Here is a 26,583-nt window from a genome sequence, read left to right on the forward strand (position 1 = left end):
CGACTCGTCTGCGCACGACAAGATCACGCTGGGTGGCCAAAACTCCACCGTTCCTGTGCAAGTGACGAACCTCGCGAACGCCACGCAGGCAAGCGACGCCGTGAACCTCGCACAGCTCCAGGCGATGGGCATGAACGTCGACACCTCGGGCAACGTGACGAACGCGTTCGTTGCGTACGACGACACGTCGAAGAGCAAGATCACGCTGGGTGCCGATGGCGCGACCACGCCGACGGCGCTGACCAATGTTGCCAATGGCACGCTGGACGCATCGAGCACGGATGCAGTGAACGGTGCACAGCTGTTCGCAACGAACCAGAACGTGTCGAACCTCGCGGGCGATGTGACCAGCATCGCGGGCGATGTGACAAACCTGTACGGCAAGGTGGCGGATGCGGTGCTGTACGACTCGTCGTCGCACGACTCCGTGACCTTCGGCGGCAAGGGCTCGACCACGCCGGTGGCGCTGCACAACGTCGCAAACGGCGCGGTGAGCGTAGCGAGCCTGGATGCGGTGAACGGCTCGCAGCTTTACGGTCTGGCATCGAGCACGGCAACGGCATTGGGCGGCTCGACCGTCGTGAATCCGAATGGCTCGATCAGTGCGCCGACCTATGCTCTTTCGGGCTCGACTTACCACGACGTTGGGTCGGCACTGGATGCCATCGACGCGAAGGCCGGCACGGGTTCGCCGGACGGCGTGAAGTACGACACGTCGGCGCACAACAAGGTGACGTTTGGCGGCACGAATGCTACGGACCCCGTTGCCTTGACGAATGTGGCGAATGGCACGCTGGACGCGTCGAGTTCCGACGCGGTGAACGGTGCGCAACTGTTCGCAACGAACCAGAACGTGTCGAACCTCGCGGGTGATGTGACCAACATCGCGGGCGATGTAACGAACCTGTATGGCAAGGTGGCGGACGCGGTGCAGTACGACTCGTCGGCACACGACTCCGTGACCTTCGGCGGCAAGGGTTCGACCACGCCGGTGGCACTGCATAACGTGGCAAACGGTGTGGTGAGCCCGACGAGCCTGGACGCGGTGAACGGCTCGCAGCTCTTCGGCCTGGCCGACTCGACGGCCGCCGCGCTTGGCGGCCAGACGAAGGCTAATCCTGACGGCACGATCAGTACCCCGACCTATGTCGTTCAAGGCAGTTCGTTCCACGACGTCGGCTCGGCGCTTAGTGCAGTCGAAGCGTACGCAGGCGGCGGTTCTGTTGACGCGGTGATGTATGACACGTCGGCACACGACAAGATCACGCTCGGCGGCAGCAGTGCCTCCAAGGCGGTCAAGCTGACGAACCTCGCGAACGCCACGCAGGCAAGCGACGCCGTGAACCTCGCACAGCTTCAGGCGATGGGCATGAACGTCGACACTTCGGGCAACGTGACGAACGCGTTCGTCGCCTACGACGACACGTCGAAGAGCTCGGTGACGTTCGGTGGCGCGGGAGCGACCGCAGGTGTGGCGCTGCATAACGTTGCGGCCGGCGCGCAGGATCTGGACGCCGTCAACGTTGCACAGTTGAAGGCCGCAGGCCTGAACGTCGATACCTCGGGCAATGTCCTGAACGCCTTCGTGGCCTATGACGACACGTCGAAGTCGTCGATCACGCTGGGTGGCGCTGGTTCGACCACGCCGGTTGCCATCCATAATGTGGCGAACGGAGCGGCAGCCAACGACGCGGTGAACGTCTCGCAACTCCAGGCAATGGGTGCGATCGTGGACAGCTCGGGCAACGTGACGAACTCGTTCGTTGCTTACGACGACTCCACGAAGGGCTCCGTCACGTTCGGCGGCCTTGGCTCGACCACGCCGGTCAAGCTGCACAACGTCGCGGCGGGTGCCGTTACGGCAAACAGCACCGACGCAGTCAACGGCGCACAGCTGTACAACGTCGCGTCGAGCACGGCCGACTCGCTGGGCGGTGGTTCGACGGTCAACTCGGACGGTTCGATCTCCGCACCGACCTACAACATTGGCGGCAATAGCTACAACAATGTTGGTGGTGCGCTTACGAACCTCGATGGCCGCGTGACGAACATCGAGAACACGGTGACCAACATCGCGGGCACGGTGGCCAATGCGGTTCAGTACGACACGTCGGCACACGACAAGATCACGCTGGGCGGCACGGACGCGTCTACGGCGGTGAAGCTGACCAACCTGCAGGACGGTGAGCTCTCGGCCAGCAGCACGGACGCGGTCACGGGCGCGCAGTTGTACGCGACGAACGTGGAGGTCTCGAACCTGAACCAGGCAATTCAGAACATCAACATCAACGGTTCTGAATACATGTCGACCAACTCGACGAGCGGCCCGGCTTCGGCCACGGGCACCAACTCGATCGCGGCGGGCGGCGGTGCAACGGCTTCGGGTGCGAACTCGACGGCGATGGGCGACAAGGCCTCGGCTTCGGGCAATAACTCGGTCGCGCTGGGTGCGAACTCGGTGGCGGACCAGGACAACACCGTGTCCGTGGGCTCGGCGGGTAACGAACGCCGGATCACGAACGTTGCGAGCGGTGTCAACCCGACCGATGCGGTGAACGTGGGTCAGCTCCAGAGCGGCTTGAACTCGCTCCAGGGCAACGTCAACTCCGTGGCGCGTAACGCTTACGGCGGCGTCGCGGCGGCAACCGCGCTGACGATGATTCCGGATGTCGATCAGGGCAAGACCATCGCGGTTGGTGTGGGCACGGCCAACTTCCAGGGCTACCAGGCCGTGGCGCTCGGCGCATCGGCTCGCATCACCCAGAACCTCAAGGTGAAGTTGGGCGGTGGTTATGCCTCGGGTGGCGGTGCTACGTACGGCGGCGGTATGGCGTACCAGTGGTAAGCGTCTGATGGCAATCCAGGAGCGGCGCGGCCGCTTCTGGTGAGCCCAGATCCTTATCATTGCCCGGCTGCGTAGTTCAGGCCGAAACGCAAAGCGGGCTCCTTCGGGAGCCCGCTTTTTTATTTTGGCGCGAGATCTTCGACACGCCCTGCCATGCGACGCGTTCAGCCGTTCGAGTCCAGCCTCCGCCGCGCGATGATGTCCTTCGCGCTGGCGAGCTTTTCCGCAAGCTCAGGCCCACACTGCAGCGCCACGCCCACCGCAAGAATGTCGCCTATCGCGAGATGTGACGTACGGGACGTCATCGGCGAGAAAATGTCGGTGTCTTCGTCGACGTTCGCGTGCAGCCCCACGCTCGCAAGGCGTGCGAGCGGCGAAGTGCCGTGCGTGATGGCGATTACCTTCGCGCCCCGGTCGAGCGCCGTTTGCGCTGCATCCACCACGTCGCGTGTACGCCCCGTATTCGAGATGGCGACGACCACGTCGCCTGGCCCGAGCAGCGCCGCTGACATCAGGAAAGTGTGCGGGTCCGAATAGGCGACGCTCGGCATGCCGAGCCGAAAGAACTTGTGCTGCATATCCTGCGCCGCGATGCCCGAGCCGCCCGCTCCATAGAACTCGATGCGCGAAGCCTTGGCGAGCAAGTCGATGGCGGCGCCGAGCGCGTCCGTGGACAAATTGTTGCGCACCTGCACGAGTGCGCCGATCGTCCGGTCGAGCACCTTTGCGGCGACGCCGGACACCGCTTCGTCCGGGCGCACGTCGCGGTAGACGGCGGGCATCTCCGTGGGCAGATCGCCGGCCACGGCCTGCGCGAGCCGGATCTTGAACTCGCGAAAGCCCGAGAACCCGAGCGCGTGGCAGAAGCGCGCGATGGTCGGCTGGCTCACGCCGGCGCGCTGGGCGACCTCGGTCATCGAAAGGTCGAGCAGCTCGCGCGGCGCCTCGACGATGTAATCGGCGAGCTTGCGCTCGGAGGGGCGCAATTGCTCGCGCATGGCCTTCACCTGGGACAGCAGCATCGGGAAACTCGCACTATGCTGAAAGATCCGTGGACTATAGCGGATCGATGGATATGTACAAAAACTACAAGAATCAATGTGCAGATGCAAGGGGGAGGTGACTGCGGCGAGAAAAATCCCGGTAAACATGGGAATTTTCAGCGTTCACATGATTCGCCCTCAGGGCAAAACCGGGATTGCGATCTTGTAGTTTTTCTACTAACATCGCCCCATCGCTGACCGGATCGCGTAATGCGTCCCCGAGCGCCCCGCGAGATAAAAAAGGAAGGAGATTCGATGGTTTCCCCGCATTCGCAGTTGATGAAGGTCACGCGACGCGTGATCGAGCGCAGCAAGCCGACGCGCGAGGCCTATCTCGCGCGCATCGCGGCGGCGCAGGACCGTTTCCCGGCGCGCGGCGCGCTTTCGTGCGCGAACCTCGCCCACGGCTTCGCCGGTCTCGAGGGGCGCGACAAGATCGCCATCAAGGCGATCCGCGAACCGAACGTCGGCATCGTCTCGGCCTATAACGAGATGCTTTCGGCCCACGCGCCCTACAAGGATTTCCCCGACATCATCAAGAAAGCGGCCCGTGAAGTCGGCGGCGTCGCGCAGTTCGCGGGTGGCGTGCCCGCGATGTGCGACGGCGTCACGCAAGGCAATGCCGGCATGGAGCTGTCGCTGTTCTCGCGCGAAGTGATCGCGATGAGTACGGCTGTTGCGCTCACGCACAACATGTTCGACGCGGCGCTGTGCCTTGGCGTGTGCGACAAGATCGTGCCGGGGCTTGTGATTGGTGCGCTGCAATTCGGCCATCTGCCCACGATTTTCGTGCCCGCCGGTCCGATGACGAGCGGCATCTCGAACGACGACAAAGCCAAGGTGCGCCAAAAATTTGCGACCGGCCAGTGCGACCGCGAGGCCCTGCTCGAATCCGAGGCAGCCGCATACCACGGCCACGGCACCTGCACGTTCTACGGCACGGCCAACAGTAACCAGATGCTGATGGAGATCATGGGCCTGCATCTGCCGGGTTCGGCCTTCATCCATCCGCACACGCCGCTGCGCGACGAGCTCACTGCGGCCGCGGCGCGCCGTGTGCTCGAGCTTACCGTCGAGCGCGGCAACTACACGCCCATCGGCCATGTGGTCGACGAGAAGGCGGTGATCAACGGCATCGTCGCGCTGATGGCGACGGGCGGCTCGACCAACCATACGCTGCACCTCGTGGCGATGGCGCGCGCGGCGGGCATCCTCATCGACTGGAACGATTTCGACGAGCTGTCGGCCGCGGTGCCGCTGCTCGCGCGCGTCTATCCGAACGGCAAGGCCGATGTGAATCATTTCCACGCGGCGGGCGGCATTGCGTTCCTCGTGCGCGAGCTGCTCGACGGCGGCCTGCTGCACGAAGACGTGAAAACGGTGGCGGGCGAGGGCCTGCGCCACTACACCGAAGAGCCGAAGCTGCTCGACGGCAAGCTCACGTGGGTGCCGGCGGTCGAGAAGAGCGCCGACACGGCCGTGCTGCGCCCGCTTCCCGAGCCGTTCCAGCCGGACGGCGGCCTGCGTCTGATGCAAGGCCGCATTGGCCGTGGCGTCATCAAGATTTCGGCGGTGGCGCCCGATCATCGACTGGTGCGCGCGCCGGCCGTGGTTTTCGATTCGCAGGAAGCCGTGCAGGAAGCGTTCGACCGCGGCGAGCTCGAGCGCGATTTCGTGGCCGTCGTGCGCTTCCAGGGCGCACGCGCCAATGGTATGCCGGAGCTGCACCGCCTCACGCCGCTGCTCGGCGTGCTGCAGGACAAGGGCTTCCACGTCGCGCTCGTGACCGACGGGCGCATGTCGGGCGCCTCGGGCAAGGTGCCGGCCGTGATCCACGTCTCGCCGGAAACGCTGCTGCATGGGCCGATCGGCAAGGTGCGCGACGGCGACATCGTCGTGATCGATGCGGTCGCAGGCGTGCTGGACGTCGAGGTGGACGAGGCGGAATGGAATGCGCGTCCGGTCGCGCAGCCCGCCCATCAGGAAAGCAACGAAGTGGGCTTCGGCCGCGAGCTGTTCGGCGTATTCCGCGCCGCTGCCGCGCCTGCGGAGCTGGGCGCGTCGGTGTTCGGCCCGCTCGTCGGCGAAGTGCCGGCCACGCCGCACGCGAGCGCACCGGCTGCCACGCCGGTGGCCGCCTCACAGACGACGCACTGAGCGACAAACTGAATTCATCATCAAGGAGCCTGATCATGGCAACAAGCACGGTGGCCGACATTGTCCGCCTCGGCCCGGTGATTCCGGTGCTGGCATTCGATACGCCCGAGCAGGGCGAGCACGTTTCGCGCGCGCTGCACGCGGGCGGGGTGAAGGTGCTGGAAATCACGCTGCGCACGGCGGCTGGCCTCGAGGCGATCGAGCGCGCTGCGAAGATCGCGCCGGATATCGTCGTGGGCGTGGGCACGATCACGAAGCCCGAGCACTGCGCGCTCGCGAAAAAAGCCGGCGCACAGTTCGGCGTCTCGCCGGGCCTCACGCGCGACATCCATCAAGCATCGCTCGACGCGGGCCTGCCGCTGCTGCCTGGCGTCATGACGCCGTCCGACATCATCGCGGCAATGGAGTTTGGCTACGAGATCGTCAAGTTCTTCCCGGCGGTGCCCGCGGGCGGCATCAACATGCTGCAGGCTTTCCACGGTCCGTTCCCGACGCTCAAGTTCTGCCCCACGGGCGGCATCACCGCCGAATCCGCGATCAACTTCCTCGCGCTGCCCAATGTGGTCTGCGTGGGCGGTTCGTGGCTCACACCGAAGGCGGCAGTTGCCGCCCAGGACTGGGCCGAGGTGACGCGCCTCGCGCACGCCGCGGGTGAGCTGGCGCGCCCCGTACGCTGAGGTCGCATGCGGCGGACGGTATTCCGGGGCTTCGCGCCCTGAATGCCGTCGCTGCCTGAGTGACTTGAAAGTTTGTCTCAACCCGAGCTAAAGGCAACTAACTGACAAACGTTTGAAGAAGATCGGCGTGTCGCGCAGGATGGGGTGGCCCATCTGGGCTGGCCCATTGGGGCTAACCCATTGGGGCTGGCCCTTTGGATCACGCTTCGTCCTGACGCATCCACGAGCCGCGCAGGCCGCGCCCTTTGGGCGCATGGCTTGCGCGGCTCGCTCGTCTTCCGCTCGTTTTTCAGGCACAGGGCGCCGAAAGCCGCTATAACCTCTACAATCTCGGCCCTTCGACGGCCGGGCCCTTCCGCGTGGCGCGCCAGTGGCGCTCCCAAGTGGCCGCGGAAGGACAATGAACAACTCACTGGAGAAGAGCCTCATGGGAGTGGCCCACGGCAGCACGCTGCTGATTTATGCGCTCATCGCGATTGTGGCGCTGATTTTCATGATCACGCGCTGGAAGGTCTATCCGTTTCTGGTCCTCATCATCGTTTCGCTGCTGCTCGGCCTCGCTGCCGGCATGCCGATGGATCAGATCGTCAAATCGTTCGAAACCGGCAACGGCAACACGCTCGGTCACATCGCCATCGTCGTGGGCCTGGGCACCATGCTCGGCAAGATGATGGCGGAATCGGGCGGCGCCGAGCGCGTCGCCACGACGCTGATCCGCTGGTTCGGCGAGAAGAACATCCACTGGGCGATGATGTTCGTCGCCATCATCGTGGGCTTGCCGGTGTTCTTCGAAGTCGGCTTCGTGCTGCTGATTCCGATTGCGTTCAACGTCGCCAAGCGCACCGGCAAGTCGCTGCTGCTCGTTGGCTTGCCGATGGTGGCGGGGCTTTCCGTCGTCCACGGTCTGATCCCGCCGCACCCGGCCGCGTTGCTCGCGGTGCAGGCCTATCACGCCGACATCGGCAGGACCATCGCCTACGGCCTGATCGTCGGGATTCCGACCGCGATCGTTGCCGGCCCGCTCTTCGCGCTGCTCATTCATCGCGCGATCAAGCTCAACGAGAACAATCCGCTCGCGGCGCAGTTCATTGGCGACATGAAGATCAAGTCCGATAGCGAATTGCCGAGCTTCGGCATTACGCTGTTCACGATCCTGCTGCCAGTGATCCTGATGCTGATCGGCAGCTGGGCCGACCTCGTGTTCACGCCCAAGACCCTGCCGAACAATCTGCTGCGCTTCGTTGGCACTTCCGATGTCGCGCTGCTGATCGCCGTGCTGGTGAGTTTCTGGACTTTCGGCGCGCGACGCGGTTTCAACCGTGCGCAAATCCAGAAGTTCTGCGGCGACTGCCTCGCGCCGATCGCGGGCATTACGCTCATCGTGGGCGCGGGCGGCGGCTTTGGCCGCGTGCTGATGGACAGCGGCATTTCGAAGGAGATCGTCGGCGTGGCGCAGTCGGCGCATCTTTCGCCGCTGCTGTTCGGCTGGTTCGTCGCGGCGCTCATTCGTCTCGCGACCGGCTCGGCCACCGTTGCCATGACGACAGCCTGCGGCATCGTCGCCCCGGTTGCCGCCGCGAGCGGTGCGGCGGTGAGCCCCGAACTGCTCGTGCTCGCGACGGGCTCGGGCTCGCTGATCTTCTCGCACGTCAACGACGGCGGCTTCTGGCTGATCAAGGAATACTTCGGCATGACCGTCGGCCAGACGTTCAAGACCTGGTCGCTCTGCGAGACGATTATTTCGCTGATGGGCCTCGGGCTGACGTTCGCGCTGGCGACCGTGGTGTAAAGCGCAACGATGTTGCGAGCATGTTGCATGGGACCGGGGGCAGTGCTGAAGCAGCCACTCCGGTCGACAAGGAGCAGTCAATGATTTTGATCGCAATGGGTGTGTCGGGTGCGGGCAAGACACGCATCGGCGAGATGCTCGCCGAGCGCCTGCACTGCAGCTTCACCGACGGTGACGCTTTCCACAGCGAAGCCAACAAGAAGAAGATGCACGACGGCATCCCGCTCACCGACGACGACCGCTGGCCGTGGCTGCGCACGATACGCGCGGCCATCGAGGAAAAGCAGCGCGCGCACGAGACGGCCGTGTTCACGTGCTCGTCGCTCAAACGCGCGTATCGCGAGATTCTGCGCGGCAGCGACCGCGACGTGTGCTTCGTGTACCTGATGGGCACGTTCGAGGTGCTGCATGAGCGCCTCGCGTCGCGCACGGGCCACTTCTTCGATCCGTCGCTGCTGCAAAGCCAGCTAGACACGCTCGAAGAGCCGGGCGCGGATGAGGCGATCGTGGTCAGCATCGAGCTCACGCCCGAGCAGATCGTCGATGAAGTGATCAAGCAACTGGCCACGCGCGACGCGATCTGATCGTCGCGCGCGCCGTCCAGCGCGGATGCAAAAAAAGGCGCTTCGTTCGCGATGAACGAAGCGCCTTTTTGCTGCGTGTGATTAGCGCCGATGCGGCAAGCGCCGCCGGCGCAACGCAACGTGCTTACGAAATGCGCTTGGCCAGTTCCGCCGCCTTGCCGACATACGACGCGGGCGTCATTTCGAGCAGACGCTGCTTCGCGTCTTCGGGAATCGCGAGCCCGCCGACGAACGTCTGCAGCGCGTCGCGCGTGATGCCCTTGCCGCGTGTGAGCTCCTTCAACTGCTCGTACGGGTTCTCGATGCCGTAGCGGCGCATGACCGTCTGCACCGGCTCGGCCAGCACTTCCCACGTGGCGTCGAGGTCGTCGTTCAGGCGCTGCGGGTTCACTTCGAGCTTGTCGAGACCTCGGATCAGCGCGTCGTACGCGAGCAGCGAGTAGCCGAACGCGACGCCGATGTTGCGCAGGACCGTCGAGTCGGTGAGGTCGCGCTGCCAGCGCGAAACCGGCAGTTTGTCCGCGAGGTGGCGCAGCGTGGCGTTCGCGAGGCCGAGGTTGCCTTCCGAGTTCTCGAAGTCGATCGGGTTCACCTTGTGCGGCATCGTCGACGAGCCGATTTCGCCGGCCTTGGTCTTCTGCTTGAAGTAGCCGAGCGAGATGTAGCCCCACACGTCGCGATCGAGGTCGAGCAGGATCGTGTTCGCGCGCGCGATGGCGTCGAACAGTTCCGCCATGTAGTCGTGCGGCTCGATCTGGATCGTGTACGGGTTGAAGGTGAGCTTCAGGCGCTGTTCGACGACTTCCTTCGAGAACGCTTCCCAGTCGAATTCCGGATACGCCGAAAGGTGCGCGTTGAAGTTGCCGACCGCGCCGTTCATCTTGCCGAGCAGCTCGACCTTCTCGATGCGCTGGATCGCACGCGCGAGACGCGCGGCGACGTTGGCGATTTCCTTGCCGAGCGTGGTCGGGCTCGCGGGCTGACCATGCGTGCGCGAGAGCATCGGCTGGTCGGCGTGCGCGTGCGCGAGTTTGACGAGACGCTCGTAGACCGAGCGCAGCGCCGGCAGGATCACGTGTTCGCGGGCACCCGCGAGCATCAGGCCGTGCGAGGTGTTGTTGATGTCTTCCGAGGTGCAGGCGAAGTGGATGAATTCGCTCGCGCGCTCGAGTTCCGGCTGGCCCTTCACCGATTCCTTGAGCCAGTACTCGACGGCCTTCACGTCGTGGTTCGTCACGCGCTCGATGTCCTTGATGCGCGCGGCGTCGTGCGCCGTGAAGTTCTCGGCCAGCTTGAGCAGGAACTGCTCCGAGGCTTGCGAGAAGCGCGGCACTTCCGCGAAGCCGGCTTGCGAGAGCGCGATCAGCCAGTGGATTTCGACTTTCACGCGGTGGCGCATGAATGCGGCTTCCGAGAGCCAGTCGCGCAGGGCTTCGGTTTTCGAGGCGTAGCGGCCGTCGAGTGGGGAGAGCGCGGTGAGTGCGAAGAGCGTATCGGGACGGGTGTCGGACATGATGGGGACGTAACGTGTGGCGTTACGATCAGAAAGGAACCGGGGGGAACCGCGTATTTTATCACCACGCTGACAGTGGCCGGAGCGATTGCCCGGGCTGCGCGCGACGAGCCGCGGGCAGCTCAGGCAATCGCTATTCTGCTCCCGGCTGCGTGGAGCCCTTCGGCCCGGGCCACATCGGCCTGGGCCACATCGGCCACTTAATGCGATGGTGATATACAAGACGGGTATAGAGTGGTGCGCTTTGCAGCAACGGCTGCTTCCCGGCCTTTCACGTCGCATGAACCACGATTCCCCTTCGGGGCTTCACAATGAGATCGCCACGCTCCTCGAAACCGGTCTCGCGCATCACCGCGCGGGACGGCTCGACGACGCGCAGGCGTTCTATCGGCGCATTCTCGAGCTGCAGCCCGACCATTCCGCCGCGCTGCACTACTCCGGCGTGCTGGCGCTCGGTGAAGGCGACCACGCGCGGGCCGCGCAATTGATGGATGGCGCCCTTGCGCAGGCGCCCGGCGATGCCGAATTGCTGGGCAACCGCGGCGTGGTCGCGGCGCGGCTAGGCGACCATGCCGCCGCCGCCGCGCTGCAGCGCAAGGCCATCGAGATCGCGCCCGACTTCGCGAACGCGCACAACAATCTCGGCAACGCGCTGATGGAGCTTGGCGATCTCGCCTGCGCGGAACAGCACTACCGGCGCGCGCGCAAGCTCAACCCGCGCTCGGCGCATTTCGCGTTCAACCTGGGCCGCGCGCTCGAAAAGGCCGGCCGTGCGCCGGAGGCGATCGCGCAGTATCAGGACGCGCGCGACCTCGAGCCGGACGACACGCAAACGCTCATGCATCTCGGCAAGCTCCTGCGCGCGGCCGGCGACCATGCGCAGGCAGCCGCCTGCTTCGAGCGGATCGTCGTGCAGGAGCCGGAGAACCCCACCGCGCACTTCGAGCTGGGTTACGTCTATGACGCGATGCACCGGTATGAGGAAGCGATCCCTCTCTACCGGCGCGCGGTGGCGCTCAAGCCCGACGCAGCGGGCGCCGTGAACAATCTCGCGTTCGCGCTTACGGCGCTTGCACGCTACGACGAAGCGCAGGCGTACTATCGCCGCGCGCTCGAACTCAGCCCAGGCCTGCCGGAGCCGCAGTTCCAGCTCGGCATGCTGTTGCTGCGGCGCGGAGAATATGCCGAGGGCTGGCCGCTCTTCGAGAGCCGCAAGACTACGACGATCGGCAAGCCCAACTACCGCAAGCGGGCGTGCGCCGAATGGCAGGGCGAGCCGCTTGCGGGCAAGCGTTTTCTGATTGCGCGCGAGCAGGGCGTGGGCGACCAGATCCAGTTCGTGCGCTACGCGGGTCTGCTTGCCGGGATGGGCGCGCAGGTCGACGCGTGGGTCGCGCCGGAACTGGCCTCGCTCGCCGCGACGGTACCGGGTGTCGCGCGCGTTCTCGACGCCGCGCCCAGCGACGAGAGCATCGCTGCGCGCTACGACTACTGGTGCGACGTGATGAGCCTGCCGCTGAAGTTTCCGGGCCGGCCGATCTATGCACCGGTGCCCTATATGCGTGCCGACGCCACGCAGGCTGCCGCCTGGCGCGATCGGGTAGACACACTGGCGGGCGTCGCGCGGCGCCGCATCGGGCTCGTCTGGGCCGGCAACCCGCGCCACCTTTTCGACGCGTTCCGTTCCGTGCCGCTCACGTCCTTGTTGCCGCTCGCTGCGCTCGAGGGCAATGCGTGGTTCGCAATCCAGAAGGGGCCGGGCGCTACGCAGCTCGCAGACGTGGCGGGGCGCTGGCCCCTGCATGCGCTCGGCGACGATCTCCACGATTTCGCGAGCACGGCTGCGCTCATCGAGAGCCTCGATCTCGTGATCACCGTCGATACCTCGGTCGCCCATCTGGCGGGCGCGCTCGGCAGGCCTGTGTGGGTGCTGCTCGCCGCGCAGCCCGACTGGCGCTGGGGCATGGAGCGTACCGATTCGGTCTGGTACCCGTCGGCGCGGCTGTTCCGGCAGCCTGCGCTCGGCGACTGGAGCGCGGTGGTGAGCGCGCTGGAGGCCGCACTTGCGACCGAACCGGGCGCGGCATCGAACTGACGGATCTCCTCGAAGTTCGACTCCAGCGGCGCCCTGGTCAGCGCGAATGCCATCTCGCCACCGCGCGGATGAAGCCGGGCCAACCGAAAGAGACCCAGGTGGGCGAGCGCGGGCCTAGAATGCGGACTTCTCATCCGCATACTGCCTCCGCATGGAACTCAAATGGCTCGAAGACTTCGTTTCGCTCGCGGAAACGCATAGTTTCAGCCGCTCGGCCGAGCTGCGGCACGTGACGCAGCCGGCATTCTCGCGTCGAATTCAGGCGCTCGAAGCGTGGCTCGGCACCGAACTGATCGATCGTTCGGTCTATCCCACGCGGCTTACCTCGGCGGGCCAGGTTTTTTACGAGCAGGCGCTCGCGATGCTTTCGCAGTTTCACGAGGCGCGCACGCTGCTGCGCGGCCACACGGACACGCCTGCCGCGACGATCGAATTCGCGGTGCCGCACACGCTCTCGCTCACCTATTTCCCGCGCTGGCTGCAGCGCATCGAAGCGAAGCTCGGCCGGATCCACACGCGCTTGCGCGCGCTGAACGTGCACGACGCGGTGCTCTCGCTCGTGGAGGGCGGCTGCGATCTCGTGATGGGCTATCACCATCCGAGCCACCCGGTGACACTCGATCCGGCGCGCTACGACACGCTCACGCTCGGCATCGAACCGATCAGCCCGTACTCCGCGCCGCAGCGCGCGGGCCGCGCGCGCTACACGCTGCCCGGCACGCCCGATGCGCCCACGCCGTATCTCTCCTATACGCCGAACGCCTATCTGGGCCGCATGACCGAGGTGATCGTCGGCAATGCGCCGGCGCGGCTGTACCTCGACCGCGTCTACGAGACCGACATGGCCGAGGGCCTCAAGGCGATGGCGCTAGCGGGGCACGGCATCGCGTTCCTGCCGCACAGCGCCGTGGAGGACGCCGTCGCGCAAGGCAAGCTGATCCGGCTCGATCGCGGCACGCGCGGCGTGCCCGAGGGGCAGTTCACGCTCGACATGGAGATCCGCCTCTACCGCGACAAGTTCGCCTCGCAGGGCGCCGACGCGCGTGAAGCGCTCGTGCGCGCGCTGTGGGACGTCGTGAGCGACGAGGTCGCGCGCGCCTAGTACGCGCTCGGGACGACCCGCCGGCGGGTCCGGGGCTTACTGCGCCGTAAATACGGTCGTCCGCGACACATACTTTCGATTTTGGGAACGTTATGCACGAAAAGCATAACGGGATGAGCAAACGGCATTGGATTTCGTGTGGGCGTTTTCTGACAATGGCACCACTTCATCGATAGCTGGAGCATAAATGTCCTCCCAAATGCAGTCCGCAGTGTCTTCGGTTCCGTCCTACCTTCACGCGGACGATCTCGGTCCGTGGGGCAACTATCTTCGTCAGGTCGACCGCGTAGCGCCGTATCTCGGCTCGCTCTCGCGCTGGCTCGAGACGCTCAAGCGTCCGAAGCGGATTCTGATCGTCGACTGCCCGATCGAACTCGATAACGGCACTGTTGCGCACTTCGAAGGCTATCGCGTGCAGCACAACGTCTCGCGCGGTCCCGGCAAGGGCGGTGTGCGTTACCACCAGGACGTTACGCTCTCCGAAGTGATGGCGCTGTCCGCGTGGATGTCGGTGAAGAACGCAGCGGTGAACGTGCCGTACGGCGGCGCGAAGGGCGGTATCCGCGTCGACCCGCGCACGCTTTCGCGTGGTGAGCTCGAGCGCGTGACGCGCCGCTACACCAGCGAAATCGGCATCATCATCGGACCGAACACCGACATTCCCGCTCCGGACGTGAACACGAACGAGCAGATCATGGCGTGGATGATGGACACGTACTCGATGAACCAGGGCCAAACGGCCACGGGCGTCGTGACGGGCAAGCCCATCTCGCTCGGCGGCTCGCTTGGCCGTCGCGAGGCAACGGGCCGTGGCGTGTTCGTCGTGGGCTGCGAAGCGGCGCGCCGCAAGGGTGTGTCGATCGAAGGCGCACGCATCGCCGTGCAGGGCTTCGGCAACGTGGGCGGCATCGCCGCGCGTCTGTTCCAGGAAGCGGGCTCGAAGATCGTCGCCGTGCAGGACCACACGGGCTCGCTCTACAAGTCGACCGGCCTCGACTCAGCGGCGCTGCTCGAGCACGTCGCGAAGACGGGCGGCGTGGCGGGCTTCTCCGGCGCTGACATGCTCAGCAACGAAGAATTCTGGACCATCGAAACCGATATCCTGATTCCGGCCGCGCTGGAAAACCAGATCACGGAGCACAACGCGGGCAAGATCCGCACGAAGATCATCGTGGAAGGCGCGAACGGCCCGACCACGACGGCTGCCGACGACATCCTGCACGACAAGGGCGTCCTCGTGATTCCGGACGTGGTGGCGAACGCGGGTGGTGTGACCGTTTCGTACTTCGAGTGGGTGCAGGACTTCTCGAGCTTCTTCTGGACCGAGTCCGAGATCAACGAGCGTCTTGAGCGCGTGATGCGCGAAGCGTTCACGGCGGTCTGGCAAGTCGCGAGCGAGCAGGGCGTGTCGATGCGTACCGCGGCGTTCATCGTGGCATGCAAGCGCATCCTGATGGCGCGCGAAATGCGCGGCCTGTACCCCTGATCGACGCGCGAACGCGAAGAGCAAGGCGAACAAGCCATTTAGCAGCGGTAAAAGTTACGCTTTAGACCGTTGCTGAAAGTAAGCGGGCGGCCCCCAAAAGGGGCCGCCCGTTTTTGCATTTCACGCCTGCAACGCCAGGGTCCACCTTAATTCTTTCAATAAAATTACTTTGCTACACTGGCGACGATTCTTGCCAAGGAGATCAAGATGAAAATCAAAAAGGCCGCGCTCGTTCTCGCTACCCTCGGTTTCGTTGCTGCAAGTGCCTATGCACAGGATTCGGGGACGCTCAAGAAGATCAAGGACACGGGCGTGATCGTGCTGGGCCACCGCGAATCGTCGATTCCGTTTTCGTACTATGACGACAAGCAGAACGTGGTCGGCTACTCGCAAGAATTCGCGATGAAGGTCGTCGAGGCGGTCAAGCAGAAGCTCAACATGCCTAACCTCAAGGTCAAGATGGTGCCCATCACCTCGCAGAACCGCATTCCGCTCGTGCAGAACGGCACGATCGACATCGAGTGCGGCTCCACGACCAACAACGCAGAACGTCAGCAGCAGGCCGCCTTCACGGACACGATTTTCGTGATCGGCACGCGCCTCATGACGAAGAAGGATTCGGGCATCAAGGACTTCGCCGATCTCAAGGGCAAGACCGTCGTGACGACAGCCGGCACGACGTCCGAGCGCATCCTGCGCAAGATGAACCAGGACAAGAGCATGGGCATGAGCATCATCAGCGCGAAGGACCACGGCGAGTCGTTCATGACGCTCTCCACGGGCCGCGCGGTGGCGTTCATGATGGACGATGCGCTGCTCGCGGGCGAGCGCGCGAAGTCGAACAATCCCGGCGATTTCGTGATCGTCGGCACGCCGCAATCACGTGAGGCTTACGGCTGCATGCTGCGCAAGAACGACCCCGAGTTCAAGAAGGTCGCCGACGAGGCCATCGCGAAGGTCGAGACCTCGGGCGAAGCCGACGCAATCTACAAGAAGTGGTTCGAATCGCCGATTCCGCCGAAGGGTCTCAACCTGAACTTCCCGGAAAGCGACGACATGAAGGCGCTCTTCAAGAGCCCGAACGACAAGGCAATCGACTGATTCACGGCGAGAAGCCTGATCGGCGTGTAAAACGGAACGGAAGAAGCCGCGCTTCTTCCGTTCTTTTTGTTGGAGGCTCTTCATGTCCTACCACTGGAACTGGGGCATATTGCTCAGCCCCGTCTCGACGGGCGAACCCACCACCTATCTCGGCTGGCTCATCTCGGGTCTCTGGGTGACGGTCTCGGTGTCGCTTTGCGCGTGGGTGATTGCGCTCATCGTCGGCTCGTTCTTCGGCGTGCTGCGCACGCTGCCGAACAAGTACGCCGCCGGTGCGGGCACGGTCTATGTCGCGATCTTCCGCAACATACCGCTCATCGCGCAGTTCTTCATCTGGTACTTCGTGCTGCCGGAAATCGTGCCGCCCTCGCTTGGCAACGCGTTCAAGCAACTGCCGCCCGGCGTGCAGTTCTTCTCCGCGTCGGTCATTTGTCTCGGGCTCTTCACGGCGGCGCGCGTGTGCGAGCAGGTGCGCTCGGGCATCAACGCGCTGCCGCGCGGTCAGCGTGCCGCCGGTTTCGCGATGGGCTTAACGCAGTGGCAGACGTATCGTTACGTACTGCTGCCGGTTGCCTATCGCATCATCGTGCCGCCGCTCACTTCCGAGTTTCTCAACATCTTTAAGAACTCGGCGGTTGCGTCGACCATCGGCCTGCTCGATCTTTCCGCGCAGGCGCGCCAGCTCGTCGATTACACGGCGCAAAGCTATGAGTCGTTCATCTCGGTCACGCTCGCCTACGTGCTGATCAACTTGATCGTCATGACGCTGATGCGCTGGGTCGAGGCGAGATCCCGGCTGCCCGGCTATATCGGAGGCAAGTGATGCATCATTTCGACTGGAGCGGTATTCCGGGCGCGCTGCCGACCTTGTGGACGGGCGCGATCGTTACCTTCAAGATCACGGTCTGCGCGATCGTCGTGGGCATTCTGTGGGGGACGCTGATCGCGCTCATGCGCCTGTCGGGCGTGAAGCTGCTCGCATGGTTCGCTCAGGGCTACGTCACGGTATTCCGCTCGATCCCGCTCGTGATGGTCCTGCTGTGGTTCTTCCTGATCGTGCCGCAGTTGTTGCAGAATCTGCTCGGTCTCTCGCCCGATATCGACATCCGTCTCGCTTCGGCGATGATCGCGTTTTCGCTGTTCGAGGCCGCGTATTATTCGGAGATCATCCGCGCGGGCATTCAGGCGGTGCCGCGCGGGCAGGTGAATGCGTCGTTCGCGCTCGGCATGCGCTATGGCCAGGCCATGCACTACGTGGTGCTGCCGCAGGCGTTTCGCGCGATGGTGCCGCTCTTGCTCACGCAGGCCATCGTGCTCTTTCAGGACACCTCGCTCGTCTATGTGATCAGCCTCGCCGACTTCTTCCGCACCGCCACCAATATCGGCGATCGTGACGGGACGATGGTCGAGATGGTACTGTTCGCGGGCGCATGCTATTTCGTGGTCTGCGTGATCGCATCGGGCCTTGTGAAAGGTCTTCAGAAAAAGGTCGCAAGATGATTTCAATTAAGAACGTTTCGAAGTGGTACGGCCAGTTCCAGGTGCTGACCGACTGCACGACGGAAGTGAAAAAGGGTGAAGTGGTGGTGGTGTGCGGGCCGTCGGGCTCGGGCAAGTCCACGCTCATCAAGACCGTCAACGGGCTCGAGCCGTTCCAGCAGGGTGAGATCCTCGTCAACGGCCAGTCGGTGGGCGACAAGCGCACCAATCTCTCGAAGCTGCGCGCGAAAGTGGGCATGGTGTTCCAGCACTTCGAGCTGTTCCCGCATCTGTCGATCACCGAGAACCTCACGCTCGCGCAGATCAAGGTGCTCGGCCGCGGCAAGGACGAAGCCATGCAGAAGGGCCTGAAGCTGCTCGACCGCGTGGGCCTGCGCGCGCATGCCGATAAATACCCGGGCCAGCTCTCGGGCGGTCAGCAACAACGCGTGGCGATCGCGCGAGCGCTTTCGATGGACCCCATCGCGATGCTGTTCGACGAGCCTACCTCCGCGCTCGACCCCGAGATGATCAACGAGGTGCTCGACGTGATGGTGGAGCTCGCGCAGGAAGGCATGACTATGATGTGCGTGACGCACGAAATGGGCTTTGCGAAGAAGGTCGCGCACCGCGTGATCTTCATGGACAAGGGCTTTATCGTGGAGGACGACCAGAAGGATGCGTTCTTCGCCAGCCCGAAGTCGGACCGCGCTAAGGATTTTCTTGCGAAGATCCTGCACTAAGTGCCGCGCTCGACGCGCGAGGCATGAAAAAACCGCGCAGGCCTTTGGGCCTTGCGCGGTTTTTTTTGTTCGGGCGGCGGGGGGCTTCGCGCGCGTCAGACCGGCGTTAGCCCGGCCTTATCGCGGCGTCATTCGCCCCAGGTCTGCAAGGCGGCAACGGCTTCCGGGTCCACAGCGCCCGGCTCGGCCACGCGCGATGCGCTGGCCGACGCATCGGTCGACGGATTCCTGAGCTTGTCGAGCACCTTCTGGGGCACCGGCACGCTCGTGCGTGCAGCGACGTCGCCGTGCTGGAACATCAATAGTTCGCCAGGGGCGAAGCGGGTCCAGACTTCGTTGTCGGTGAGCGGCGCGGTGGCGATCACGGACACGCGGTCTTCGGGCGTGGTGTACTTCGCGAAGTCGATCGACACGTCCGCATCGACCAGATGCGCCGTGGAAAACGGCCAGCTGCGCACGAGGTAGTAGAGATGCGTCGAGCAATGCGCGAACAACGCCTGGCCGTTCGACATCAGGAAGTTGAACACGCCGAACTGCGTGATCTCGCGCGTGAGCGACTCCAGTGTCGCGAAAAGCTCGTCGAGCGGCGGCTGAGACCCCGGAAACGCCTTGCGCAGACCTTGCAGCAGCGTGCAAAAGGCGAGTTCGCTATCGGTCGTCCCGACCGGCTGGTAGACGCCCGACATGTCCGGATTGAAGTCCTGCAGGTCGCCGTTGTGCGCAAAGATCCAGTGGCGGCCCCACAGCTCGCGCTGGAACGGGTGGCAGTTCTCGAGCGACGTATGCCCCTGCGTGGCCTTGCGGATGTGCGCGATGGTGTTGCGCGACTTGATCGGGTAGCGCTTGACCATCTCGGCGATGGGCGAGCGCGCCGAGGCCTCGTGATCGATGAAGAGGCGGCAGGCCTTGTCCTCGAAGAATGCGATGCCCCAGCCGTCGGCGTGGTGGTCGGTGGCGCCGCCGCGCGCCGCGAATCCTGTAAAGGAGAACGTGACGTCCGTTGGCGCGGCGCAGTTCATTCCGAGAAGTTGGCACATGGTGCTTATAGTACGTAACGCGGGTACCCGGTGCGGCGTATGAGGCATGACGCGCGACCCGGTACAATGATGATTTTCCAAGCATATCACCGGGCTGCGGCGCGCCAATACGAAATTTGTCGGATGCATTCCCGGCTGGCGCGAAAGCGCGCCAGCGGGACATTCGCGCGTGGCGGGTGTCGTGCGCACGCGACGCCGCACCGGCCGTTTCACCGCCTTGCCGCCTCGTTGCCTTGCAGCTCGAGCTTTGCTGGCCCATTTCGCTGTCCGATCATCCGCTGCGCAACACGCCTCACACTAGCCATGAACGCTTCCACTCCCACGACTCTCACGCTCGCCCGCCCCGACGACTGGCATCTGCATGTGCGCGACGGCGCGATGCTCGCGGCGGTGCTGCCGCATACGGCCCGCCAGTTCGGGCGCGCGATCATCATGCCGAACCTGAAGCCGCCGGTCACGACGACCGAGCAGGCCGCGGCGTACCGCGAGCGCATTCTCGCGGCGCTGCCCGAGGGCGCGAAGTTCGAGCCGCTGATGACGCTCTATCTCACCGACAACACGCCGCCCGAGGAAATCCGCCGCGCGAAGGCGAGCGGCTTCGTGCATGGCGTGAAGCTTTACCCGGCGGGCGCGACCACCAACTCGGACGCGGGCGTGACCGACATCCGCAAGTGCGCGCAGACGCTCGAGGCGATGCAGGAAGTGGGTATGCCGCTGCTGGTGCACGGCGAAGTGACGAACGCCGACATCGACCTGTTCGACCGCGAGAAGGTCTTCATCGACCGCGTGATGACGCCGCTGCGCCGCGATTTCCCGGCGCTGAAGGTGGTGTTCGAGCACATCACGACGAAGGACGCTGTCGATTACATTCGCGCCGATCACTCTGCTCCGGGCCTGCTGGGCGCGACGATCACGGCGCATCACCTGCTGTACAACCGCAACGCGATCTTCCAGGGCGGCATCCGCCCGCATTACTACTGCTTGCCGGTACTCAAGCGCGAGACGCATCGCGTGGCGCTGGTCGAGGCGGCGATTTCGGGCGACGCGCGTTTCTTCCTCGGCACCGACAGCGCGCCGCATCCGAAGGGCTTGAAGGAGCACGCATGCGGCTGTGCGGGCTGCTATACGGCGCTGCACGCGCTCGAACTCTACGCCGAGGCGTTCGACAACGCCGGCGCGCTCGACAAGCTCGAAGGCTTTGCGAGCTTTTTCGGCGCGGACTTCTACGGCCTGCCGCGTAGCGCGGAAACGGTCACGCTGCGCCGTGAAGAGTGGACGCTCCCGGCGGAAGTGAACGCCGGCGACGCGCCTGTCGTGCCGCTGCGTGGCGGTGAGACGATCGGCTGGAAGCTGGTTTGAGCGTTGCGCCGCCCGGCATGACGACGTCTGGCATGACGACGTCCGGCATGACGACGCCCGGCGCAGGAACGCCCGGCGCAGGAATGCCCGGCGCAGGAATGCCCGGCGCAGGAACGCCTGGCGTGGAGCAGCTTGCTGGCGGCGGCTGTGCTGCGGCCGGCTCTGATGCGACGGATCCGGTTGCAGCCGCCGCTTGCGGGGCCACCCAAAGCGTGAGCCGACCCGGCGCATTCGATGCGGACACACCGATGCGCACGGGCGCGCCGCGCCGCACCTTGCCCGAGGGCAGCTTCGCCGACATCGACTGGGCGCGCCCCTGGTTCGCCCAGCACGAGGCGCGCGGCCGGCGCTGGCAGCAGGCCGCGCTGGCGGGCTACGCCCGCTATCTCGACGAGCTGAACGCCGACGCCCACGCCGCGCAACATCGCACCGGCCGTGGCCAAACGCTGGGCTTCATTGCGCAGGACGATCTGCCGGAGGGCGCGGCCTACGAGGCGCACATCGCCGCGACGGGTTGCGTGCCCACGCGCCACAACCTCCACGACTTTTTCAACGCGCTCGCCTGGTTCGCGTTTCCACGCATCAAGGCGACGCTCAACGCGCGCCAGGCGGCGGCGATCGACGTGCTGGGCGTCGGGCCGACGCGCGGCGGCGTGCGCGACGCGCTCACGTTGTTCGACGAAAACGCTGTGCTGTTCGCGAGCGCCGATTCAGCCCTCACGCAGGCGCTACGCGGCTTCGATTGGCACGCGCTGTTCGTCGCGGGACGGGCGGCATGGGAGACGGCGGACGGCGAGACGGCAGGGACGACGGCCGCCGTGGCGCACGACCCGGCGAACAGCCCGGCGCGCTGCGAAGTGCATGTATTCGGCCATGCGCTGCTCGAAAAGCTGATCGCGCCCTATGCGGCCTGCACGGCGCACGCCTGGGTGGTCGATGTGCCGCCGGCATACTTCGCGTGGCCGCGCGCGCAGCGCAACGCGTATCTGGACGAAACGGTGAGCGCGGCGCTTGCCGCCAACGCACATCTGAACGGGCGCAGCTTCTCGCCGCTGCCGGTGCTGGGCATTCCGGGCTGGTGGGCGCCAAACGAAGCCCCGGCGTTCTACGACGATGCCACCGTTTTCCGTCCGGGCCGGCGCGCGCGCTGAGTGTGCCGCGCGAGGCGTCGTGCCCGACGCCTCGTGCATCCGGCGCGATGCGTCTACCCGTGCTAATATCGCGCCTCGCAAAGCAGGCCAGGCAGTCGCGGCCCCGAGGTTTCGGCCAAGGGGGCGAGGAAAGTCCGGACTCCACAGGGCAGGGTGATGGCTAACGGCCATCCGTGGCGACACGCGGAACAGGGCAACAGAGAACAGACCGCCGATGGCCCGATTTCGGTCGGGATCAGGTAAGGGTGAAACGGTGCGGTAAGAGCGCACCGCGTCTGCGGCGACGTAGACGGCACGGTAACCTCCACCCGGAGCAATTCCAAGTAGGCAGGCGCGCATCTTCGGGATGCAGGATGGGGCCCCCATTCCGTCTGCGGGTAGGAAGCTTGAGCGCGTCAGCAATGGCGCGCCTAGAGGAATGGCTGCCACGTGCGGCGCGTCTTCGGACGCGGCGCGTGCACAGAATCCGGCTTATCGGCCTGCTTTGCCACCTCATTCCCACCGCGTTTTCGATCAAAACGACGGCAAAAAGCCGGCGCACTCCATTGGAGCGCGCCGGCTTTTCTTTTACGCCGATACCGCGAGTCGAGTGGGCGCGACTTAAGCCGCGACGATCTCGAACGAGTGCGTGATCTCGGCCGTCTTGCCGATCATGATCGACGCCGAGCAATACTTGTCATGCGAGAGAGTGATCGCGCGCTCGACGGTGGCGGGGTTCAGGTTCTTGCCGGTCACGGTGAAGTGGAAGTGGATCTTCGTGAAGACCTTGGGGTCTTCGCTCGCGCGCTCGGCCTTGAGCGTCACGTTGCAGCCGGCCACTTCCTGGCGGCTCTTTTTCAGAATCAGGACCACATCGTAGGCCGTGCAGCCGCCCGTGCCGAGGAGCACCATTTCCATCGGGCGCGGCGCGAGATTGTGGCCACCGCCTTCCGGCGCGCCATCCATGTTGACGAGATGGCCGCTACCCGTTTCGGCGGCGAACGCCATGCCGTCCTGACCCATCCAGCTCACTTTGCATTCCATGCGTTTGCCCCTGCGCAAGTTTTTCGATTCAACAGGCATTGTAGCCCCTGCCTACTGGTATGTCCGGGGGGACAGGGCGCATGCGGATGAGGCGCCCAGCTTGAATGTTGCGACGCGACATCTTACGAACAAGTCCGATTTCCCTCGTGCAATTAGGGGTTTTGCTCTAGTCAATACGCGCCGCCTGTCTGTGGGAAAGCCATAACGCATTGATTTTTATTGATAATTTATTCGTGCGTGCATCGCTTTGTGATTTCACATTACGGTGTTGATTTTCACAATGCAAATCTTCTTGCGTCGCACAAGGTCGATCCGTATAATTCGTTGCATTGGTTGTCGTGCTTCACGACACCTCAGCATGTCTCCTCCACCCTCCTCCAAGAGGTGGATTAAGCCCGAACAAACGCGTTCGGGCTTTTTTTATTTCTCCAGCCGCAGTTTCCTGCGGCACCCGATTCGTTCTCCGCCGATCCCGGTTGTCAGCCTGGAGGGAGCATCCGTTGCGGACGGATCGGCACGTAGATCACGGCGCCCAATGTTGGCGCAACTTCGCGAAACAGCGAGGTGTAGTCGAGGTCGTCGCCGAGCTCGAGCCCATCGAGCCCGACCCGATTGACCCTGTAAGGTGTCAGATGCGAGATGACCGCGCGGCCGTCTGAATTTATTCGCGTCCCAAGCTGGCCGTCTACGCTCGCGTCCGCATAGCCCGGTGCATCGACCACGGCAATGGTCTCGCCGAGCGATTGGCCAGCCACTACGCCGCCGCGATACCCCACCACGCCGCCCGCGAGTGCAAGGTCAGTCTTGTGGTAGCCGCGTCCTTTTTCATAGCCGGCGTCGATACGGCCTGCATCGGCCTGGTAACCCACGCGCGCGCCGTACTGATTGCCCGTGTCGGAGGAACGCTGCTGGCTCAACGAATAGCTGAGCCGGTAGTCGCGCAGGGCGGAGCCCGACAACTGGTTGCCCCATGTGAGCGCACCGTCGTCGTCGCGGTTCAGCGACGCGGCGTAGCGCAGACTGCTTTTTTTCCAGCCGATCGATAGCGGAATGGACAGCGTGGCCATGAGCGCCACATTGCTTTGATTCGCGAAACGATTCCATCCGGCCTGCAAGTCGATATCGAAGCGCTCGCCGTACCAGCTCGCGCCAATTTGCGTCGATAGCCGCGAGGGCGAGTGGCCGGTGTAGCGGTAGGCGCTGAGGGTTGCGTACAAATTGGCCGTATCGCCGAAATTCTGCCGGACATCGAGCCGCAACTGGCTTTGGCGTTTGGCCTCGGCTGGCGCATCCGGGGCATCGTCGCCAAAGAGTTCGCGCCAGAAGGCCCGCTCGGCATTCCGCTGCAACTGGTCTGCAAGCGTGCGGAAACCTTCGCCTGTGAAGCGCCGCCAATCGACGCTGATGCCCGTGCCGCTGCTTGCGAACGTTTTCGCGTAGCGGGCCCGGATGCGATAGCCGCTTGTCGTGGTGCCGCTGGGTTGCGCTGCATTCGAGCGCGCGACATCGAGCGAAGCTGCGCCGGCAGCGCCCAGGCTCCACCCGGCGCCGGCGGCCGTGCTGCGATACCCGCGCGCCTCGACGATGCCGGCGAACGCACTGAGGCCGAGCGGCAACCCGAAACCGAGCGTCGCCTGCATGAACTCGGGTTGTGCATAGCGTTCATAGGTGCTTTCACGCCGGTAGCGGCCCACGTTGAACGCGTACTTGACGTCCCGGTCGTGCAGGAGCAGCGGCATGGAGATGTACGGGATGATCGACACGCGCTCGGTCCCATCCGCTTCCCGGACCGTTACGTTGAGATCGCCGCTACTCGACGGCGGGTGCACGTCATGGAGCGCGAAGGGGCCTGGCGTCACGTTCGCGTGATAGATGAGCACGCCGCGCTGGCGCACGAAGACCTCGGCGTTGCCGAGCGCCATGCCGCGTACCACGGGTGCGTAGCTCGTCAGATAGTCCGGTCGCAGATCGTCTTCGGACGTCAGTTGCACGCCGGTGAACGGCACGCCGTCGAACAGCAGGCTGTCAGTCGTGCCTTCCCCAATCAGCAGCCTTGCGCGCAAAGAGGCGATATCGCGTTGGAGCCATGTGCCGAGGTTTTCCCACTGTGGCGGCCCCACCGTCCCGCGTGAATAGACCTGGCGGGTGCGAAAGCGCCAGGGGCCGAAATTGGCACCCGCATTGATATTGCCGTACAGCGTGGTGGATCGTCCGTTGGCGGGTACGTTGGTGCCTTCGCTGCGCGACGCGCTGAACTGGTAATCGAGCAGGAGCGCCGATACGCCATGGTCAAGGCGTGCAGGCTGCACGGAGCCGCGCGAGTGGCTCAGCAACGACGCGTCGATGCGCACCGTCATTCGCTGCCGGCTCGCGTCGTAACTCAGCCGCACCGTTTCGTCTTCGTCGCCGGGCGTGTCCGGCTGCGCGCTGGCGGGTGCGCGCTGGGGCTGCACGCATTGCATCTCGCCCGCGTTGCCATCCGGCACGAACCGCGCATCTTCTGCGACGCCCCATTCCAGCCAGTCTGAGACCGGCACGCAAAACAGGCCGTCGTCACGCACGGTCAACGAGTAATAGCCGTTCCAGCGACCGTTCACATAGACGCCAGCCTTGATCGGCTCCAACTGCGGCCGCTCTTCATCGTTGGCAGGCGATACAGGCGCATCGGCGTCGTGTTCATTGGGAACGGCGGGCATAAAGCCGGGCCCGGGCGGGGTAGCGTCACGCGCAGCGCTTTCAAGATCGTCGCCCGAAAGATACGGCTCGCCTGCATACCCGGTAAGAGGTGCAAACAGTAGCGCTACGCCGCAGACCGGAAACAGCGATCCTCTAATAGCCACCAACAGCCACCAACGTCGTGCTCGATCAATGAAAAAAGGACAGGGGGCGGCTGCCACCTGTCCCTGTATCAGAGGGGGCGCTTCGACTACGCGCGAAGCGCCGTTATACCCCTTAGCCCTTCAGCGCGGCGAGATCGGCTTGCGCCACGCGCAGCTTGTCCATTTTTTCGCGCAGCTTGTCCTGCTTGTCGGCGAGCTTTTCCTGGGCGCTCTGGATTTTCTTTGCGTCGCCGCGGCTTTGTGCATCGCGCAGCTTGTCGGAGGCTTCTGCCACTTCGGCCTGAGCCTTGCGAACGTCTTCCTGCTTCTGCTGGACATCGCGCTGGGCGCGCTCGATCTGATTCGTGTCCTTGCAGTTCGCCTGCACGTTCGCCAGCGAGCGCTCGAGACCTGCGACCTGGTTGACGTTACCCCATTGCTTGGCGTTCTGGATCTGCGTCTGGATTGCGTTGATGCGGGTTGCGCAATCCTGCGCGCCAGCAAACGTAGCAGTGCTGATGAAGATGAAAGGCAGGGCAGACGCGACGATGATTTTTTTCATGATGAATTTCTTCACTCC

General features: G+C 64.4%; 20 protein-coding genes and 1 other RNA gene. 15 read left to right on the forward strand and 6 right to left on the reverse strand.

What is annotated here, in order from left to right:
• A partial coding sequence (locus tag EYW47_RS18140) for a YadA family autotransporter adhesin (protein WP_205710098.1) occupies nucleotides 1-2,845 on the forward strand: 2,845 nt, incomplete at its 5' end.
• A 164-nt stretch (nucleotides 2,846-3,009) separates the two neighbouring features.
• On the opposite strand, the gene EYW47_RS18145 is transcribed toward EYW47_RS18140, so the two are convergent.
• Nucleotides 3,010-3,867: a MurR/RpiR family transcriptional regulator gene (locus EYW47_RS18145; RefSeq protein ID WP_133196215.1), complete on the reverse strand. Its 858-nt coding sequence runs from the start codon at nucleotides 3,865-3,867 to the stop codon at nucleotides 3,010-3,012.
• Between the two features lie 276 nt (nucleotides 3,868-4,143).
• On the opposite strand from EYW47_RS18145, the gene edd reads away from it, so the two are divergent.
• From edd to EYW47_RS18165, 4 genes are all read left to right on the forward strand, one after another.
• The gene (gene edd / locus EYW47_RS18150; protein WP_133196216.1) at nucleotides 4,144-6,045 is read left to right on the forward strand and encodes a phosphogluconate dehydratase; all 1,902 of its coding nucleotides are present in this window, start codon (nucleotides 4,144-4,146) and stop codon (nucleotides 6,043-6,045) included.
• 35 nt (nucleotides 6,046-6,080) lie between these two features.
• Nucleotides 6,081-6,722 (forward strand): bifunctional 4-hydroxy-2-oxoglutarate aldolase/2-dehydro-3-deoxy-phosphogluconate aldolase, encoded by a 642-nt coding sequence (gene eda / locus EYW47_RS18155; protein ID WP_133196217.1) that lies wholly within the window; start codon nucleotides 6,081-6,083, stop codon nucleotides 6,720-6,722.
• A gap of 427 nt (nucleotides 6,723-7,149) precedes the next feature.
• Nucleotides 7,150-8,511, forward strand: coding sequence for a GntT/GntP/DsdX family permease (locus EYW47_RS18160; RefSeq protein ID WP_133196326.1), 1,362 nt, complete (start codon nucleotides 7,150-7,152; stop codon nucleotides 8,509-8,511).
• An 80-nt stretch (nucleotides 8,512-8,591) separates the two neighbouring features.
• Nucleotides 8,592-9,095, forward strand: a complete 504-nt coding sequence (locus EYW47_RS18165; RefSeq protein WP_133196218.1) for a gluconokinase — start codon at nucleotides 8,592-8,594, stop codon at nucleotides 9,093-9,095.
• A 124-nt stretch (nucleotides 9,096-9,219) separates the two neighbouring features.
• Here EYW47_RS18165 and purB read toward each other — a convergent pair whose 3' ends face one another.
• The gene (gene purB, locus EYW47_RS18170) at nucleotides 9,220-10,608 is read right to left on the reverse strand and encodes an adenylosuccinate lyase (protein ID WP_133196219.1); all 1,389 of its coding nucleotides are present in this window, start codon (nucleotides 10,606-10,608) and stop codon (nucleotides 9,220-9,222) included.
• 280 nt (nucleotides 10,609-10,888) lie between these two features.
• Between purB and EYW47_RS18175 the strand changes: the two genes are divergently transcribed.
• The 7 genes from EYW47_RS18175 (at nucleotide 10,889) to EYW47_RS18205 (ending at nucleotide 18,614) form a co-directional block, all read left to right on the forward strand.
• On the forward strand, nucleotides 10,889-12,703 hold the full coding sequence (locus EYW47_RS18175; RefSeq protein ID WP_165976605.1) for a tetratricopeptide repeat protein: 1,815 nt from the start codon (nucleotides 10,889-10,891) through the stop codon (nucleotides 12,701-12,703).
• A gap of 151 nt (nucleotides 12,704-12,854) precedes the next feature.
• Nucleotides 12,855-13,805, forward strand: coding sequence for a LysR family transcriptional regulator (locus EYW47_RS18180; RefSeq protein ID WP_133196221.1), 951 nt, complete (start codon nucleotides 12,855-12,857; stop codon nucleotides 13,803-13,805).
• Nucleotides 13,806-13,992: 187 nt separating this feature from the next.
• Nucleotides 13,993-15,291 carry a Glu/Leu/Phe/Val family dehydrogenase gene (locus EYW47_RS18185; RefSeq protein ID WP_133196222.1) on the forward strand — a complete coding sequence of 433 codons (1,299 nt, stop codon included), beginning with the start codon at nucleotides 13,993-13,995 and terminating at the stop codon, nucleotides 15,289-15,291.
• Nucleotides 15,292-15,498: 207 nt separating this feature from the next.
• A complete protein-coding gene (locus tag EYW47_RS18190) occupies nucleotides 15,499-16,392 on the forward strand; it encodes a glutamate/aspartate ABC transporter substrate-binding protein (RefSeq protein WP_133196223.1) in 894 nt (297 codons plus the stop codon).
• An 82-nt stretch (nucleotides 16,393-16,474) separates the two neighbouring features.
• Nucleotides 16,475-17,215 (forward strand): amino acid ABC transporter permease, encoded by a 741-nt coding sequence (locus EYW47_RS18195; RefSeq protein ID WP_133196224.1) that lies wholly within the window; start codon nucleotides 16,475-16,477, stop codon nucleotides 17,213-17,215.
• Complete coding sequence (gene gltK / locus EYW47_RS18200) at nucleotides 17,215-17,892, forward strand: glutamate/aspartate ABC transporter permease GltK (protein ID WP_133196225.1); 678 nt, start codon at nucleotides 17,215-17,217, stop codon at nucleotides 17,890-17,892. Before EYW47_RS18195 ends, gltK begins: the two co-directional genes overlap by 1 nt.
• Complete coding sequence (locus EYW47_RS18205) at nucleotides 17,889-18,614, forward strand: amino acid ABC transporter ATP-binding protein (protein ID WP_028216182.1); 726 nt, start codon at nucleotides 17,889-17,891, stop codon at nucleotides 18,612-18,614. Before gltK ends, EYW47_RS18205 begins: the two co-directional genes overlap by 4 nt.
• A 128-nt stretch (nucleotides 18,615-18,742) precedes the next feature.
• Here the strand turns inward: EYW47_RS18205 and EYW47_RS18210 are convergent, their stop codons facing one another.
• Nucleotides 18,743-19,651 carry a class II glutamine amidotransferase gene (locus tag EYW47_RS18210; protein WP_133196226.1) on the reverse strand — a complete coding sequence of 303 codons (909 nt, stop codon included), beginning with the start codon at nucleotides 19,649-19,651 and terminating at the stop codon, nucleotides 18,743-18,745.
• 303 nt (nucleotides 19,652-19,954) lie between these two features.
• On the opposite strand from EYW47_RS18210, the gene pyrC reads away from it, so the two are divergent.
• The 3 genes from pyrC to rnpB all read left to right on the forward strand — a co-directional run bounded on the left by pyrC (nucleotide 19,955) and on the right by rnpB (nucleotide 22,651).
• Entirely contained in the window at nucleotides 19,955-21,010 is a 1,056-nt protein-coding gene (pyrC, locus tag EYW47_RS18215; protein WP_133196227.1) for a dihydroorotase, read from the forward strand.
• 248 nt (nucleotides 21,011-21,258) lie between these two features.
• Nucleotides 21,259-22,161: a DUF3025 domain-containing protein gene (locus tag EYW47_RS18225; protein ID WP_240763775.1), complete on the forward strand. Its 903-nt coding sequence runs from the start codon at nucleotides 21,259-21,261 to the stop codon at nucleotides 22,159-22,161.
• Between the two features lie 79 nt (nucleotides 22,162-22,240).
• An RNA gene (rnpB, locus tag EYW47_RS18230) (RNase P RNA component class A) lies at nucleotides 22,241-22,651 on the forward strand.
• A 110-nt stretch (nucleotides 22,652-22,761) separates the two neighbouring features.
• On the opposite strand, the gene EYW47_RS18235 is transcribed toward rnpB, so the two are convergent.
• From EYW47_RS18235 to EYW47_RS40925, 3 genes are all read right to left on the reverse strand, one after another.
• Entirely contained in the window at nucleotides 22,762-23,184 is a 423-nt protein-coding gene (locus tag EYW47_RS18235; protein WP_133196230.1) for an OsmC family protein, read from the reverse strand.
• Nucleotides 23,185-23,663: 479 nt separating this feature from the next.
• Entirely contained in the window at nucleotides 23,664-25,880 is a 2,217-nt protein-coding gene (locus tag EYW47_RS18240; protein WP_133196231.1) for a fimbria/pilus outer membrane usher protein, read from the reverse strand.
• Nucleotides 25,881-26,136: 256 nt separating this feature from the next.
• Nucleotides 26,137-26,565 (reverse strand): DUF1090 domain-containing protein, encoded by a 429-nt coding sequence (locus EYW47_RS40925; protein ID WP_165976606.1) that lies wholly within the window; start codon nucleotides 26,563-26,565, stop codon nucleotides 26,137-26,139.
• Nucleotides 26,566-26,583: the final 18 nt, after the last annotated feature.

This window comes from Paraburkholderia silviterrae (genome assembly GCF_004353915.1).
In the GTDB taxonomy this organism is placed as follows: Bacteria; Pseudomonadota; Gammaproteobacteria; order Burkholderiales; family Burkholderiaceae; genus Paraburkholderia; species Paraburkholderia silviterrae.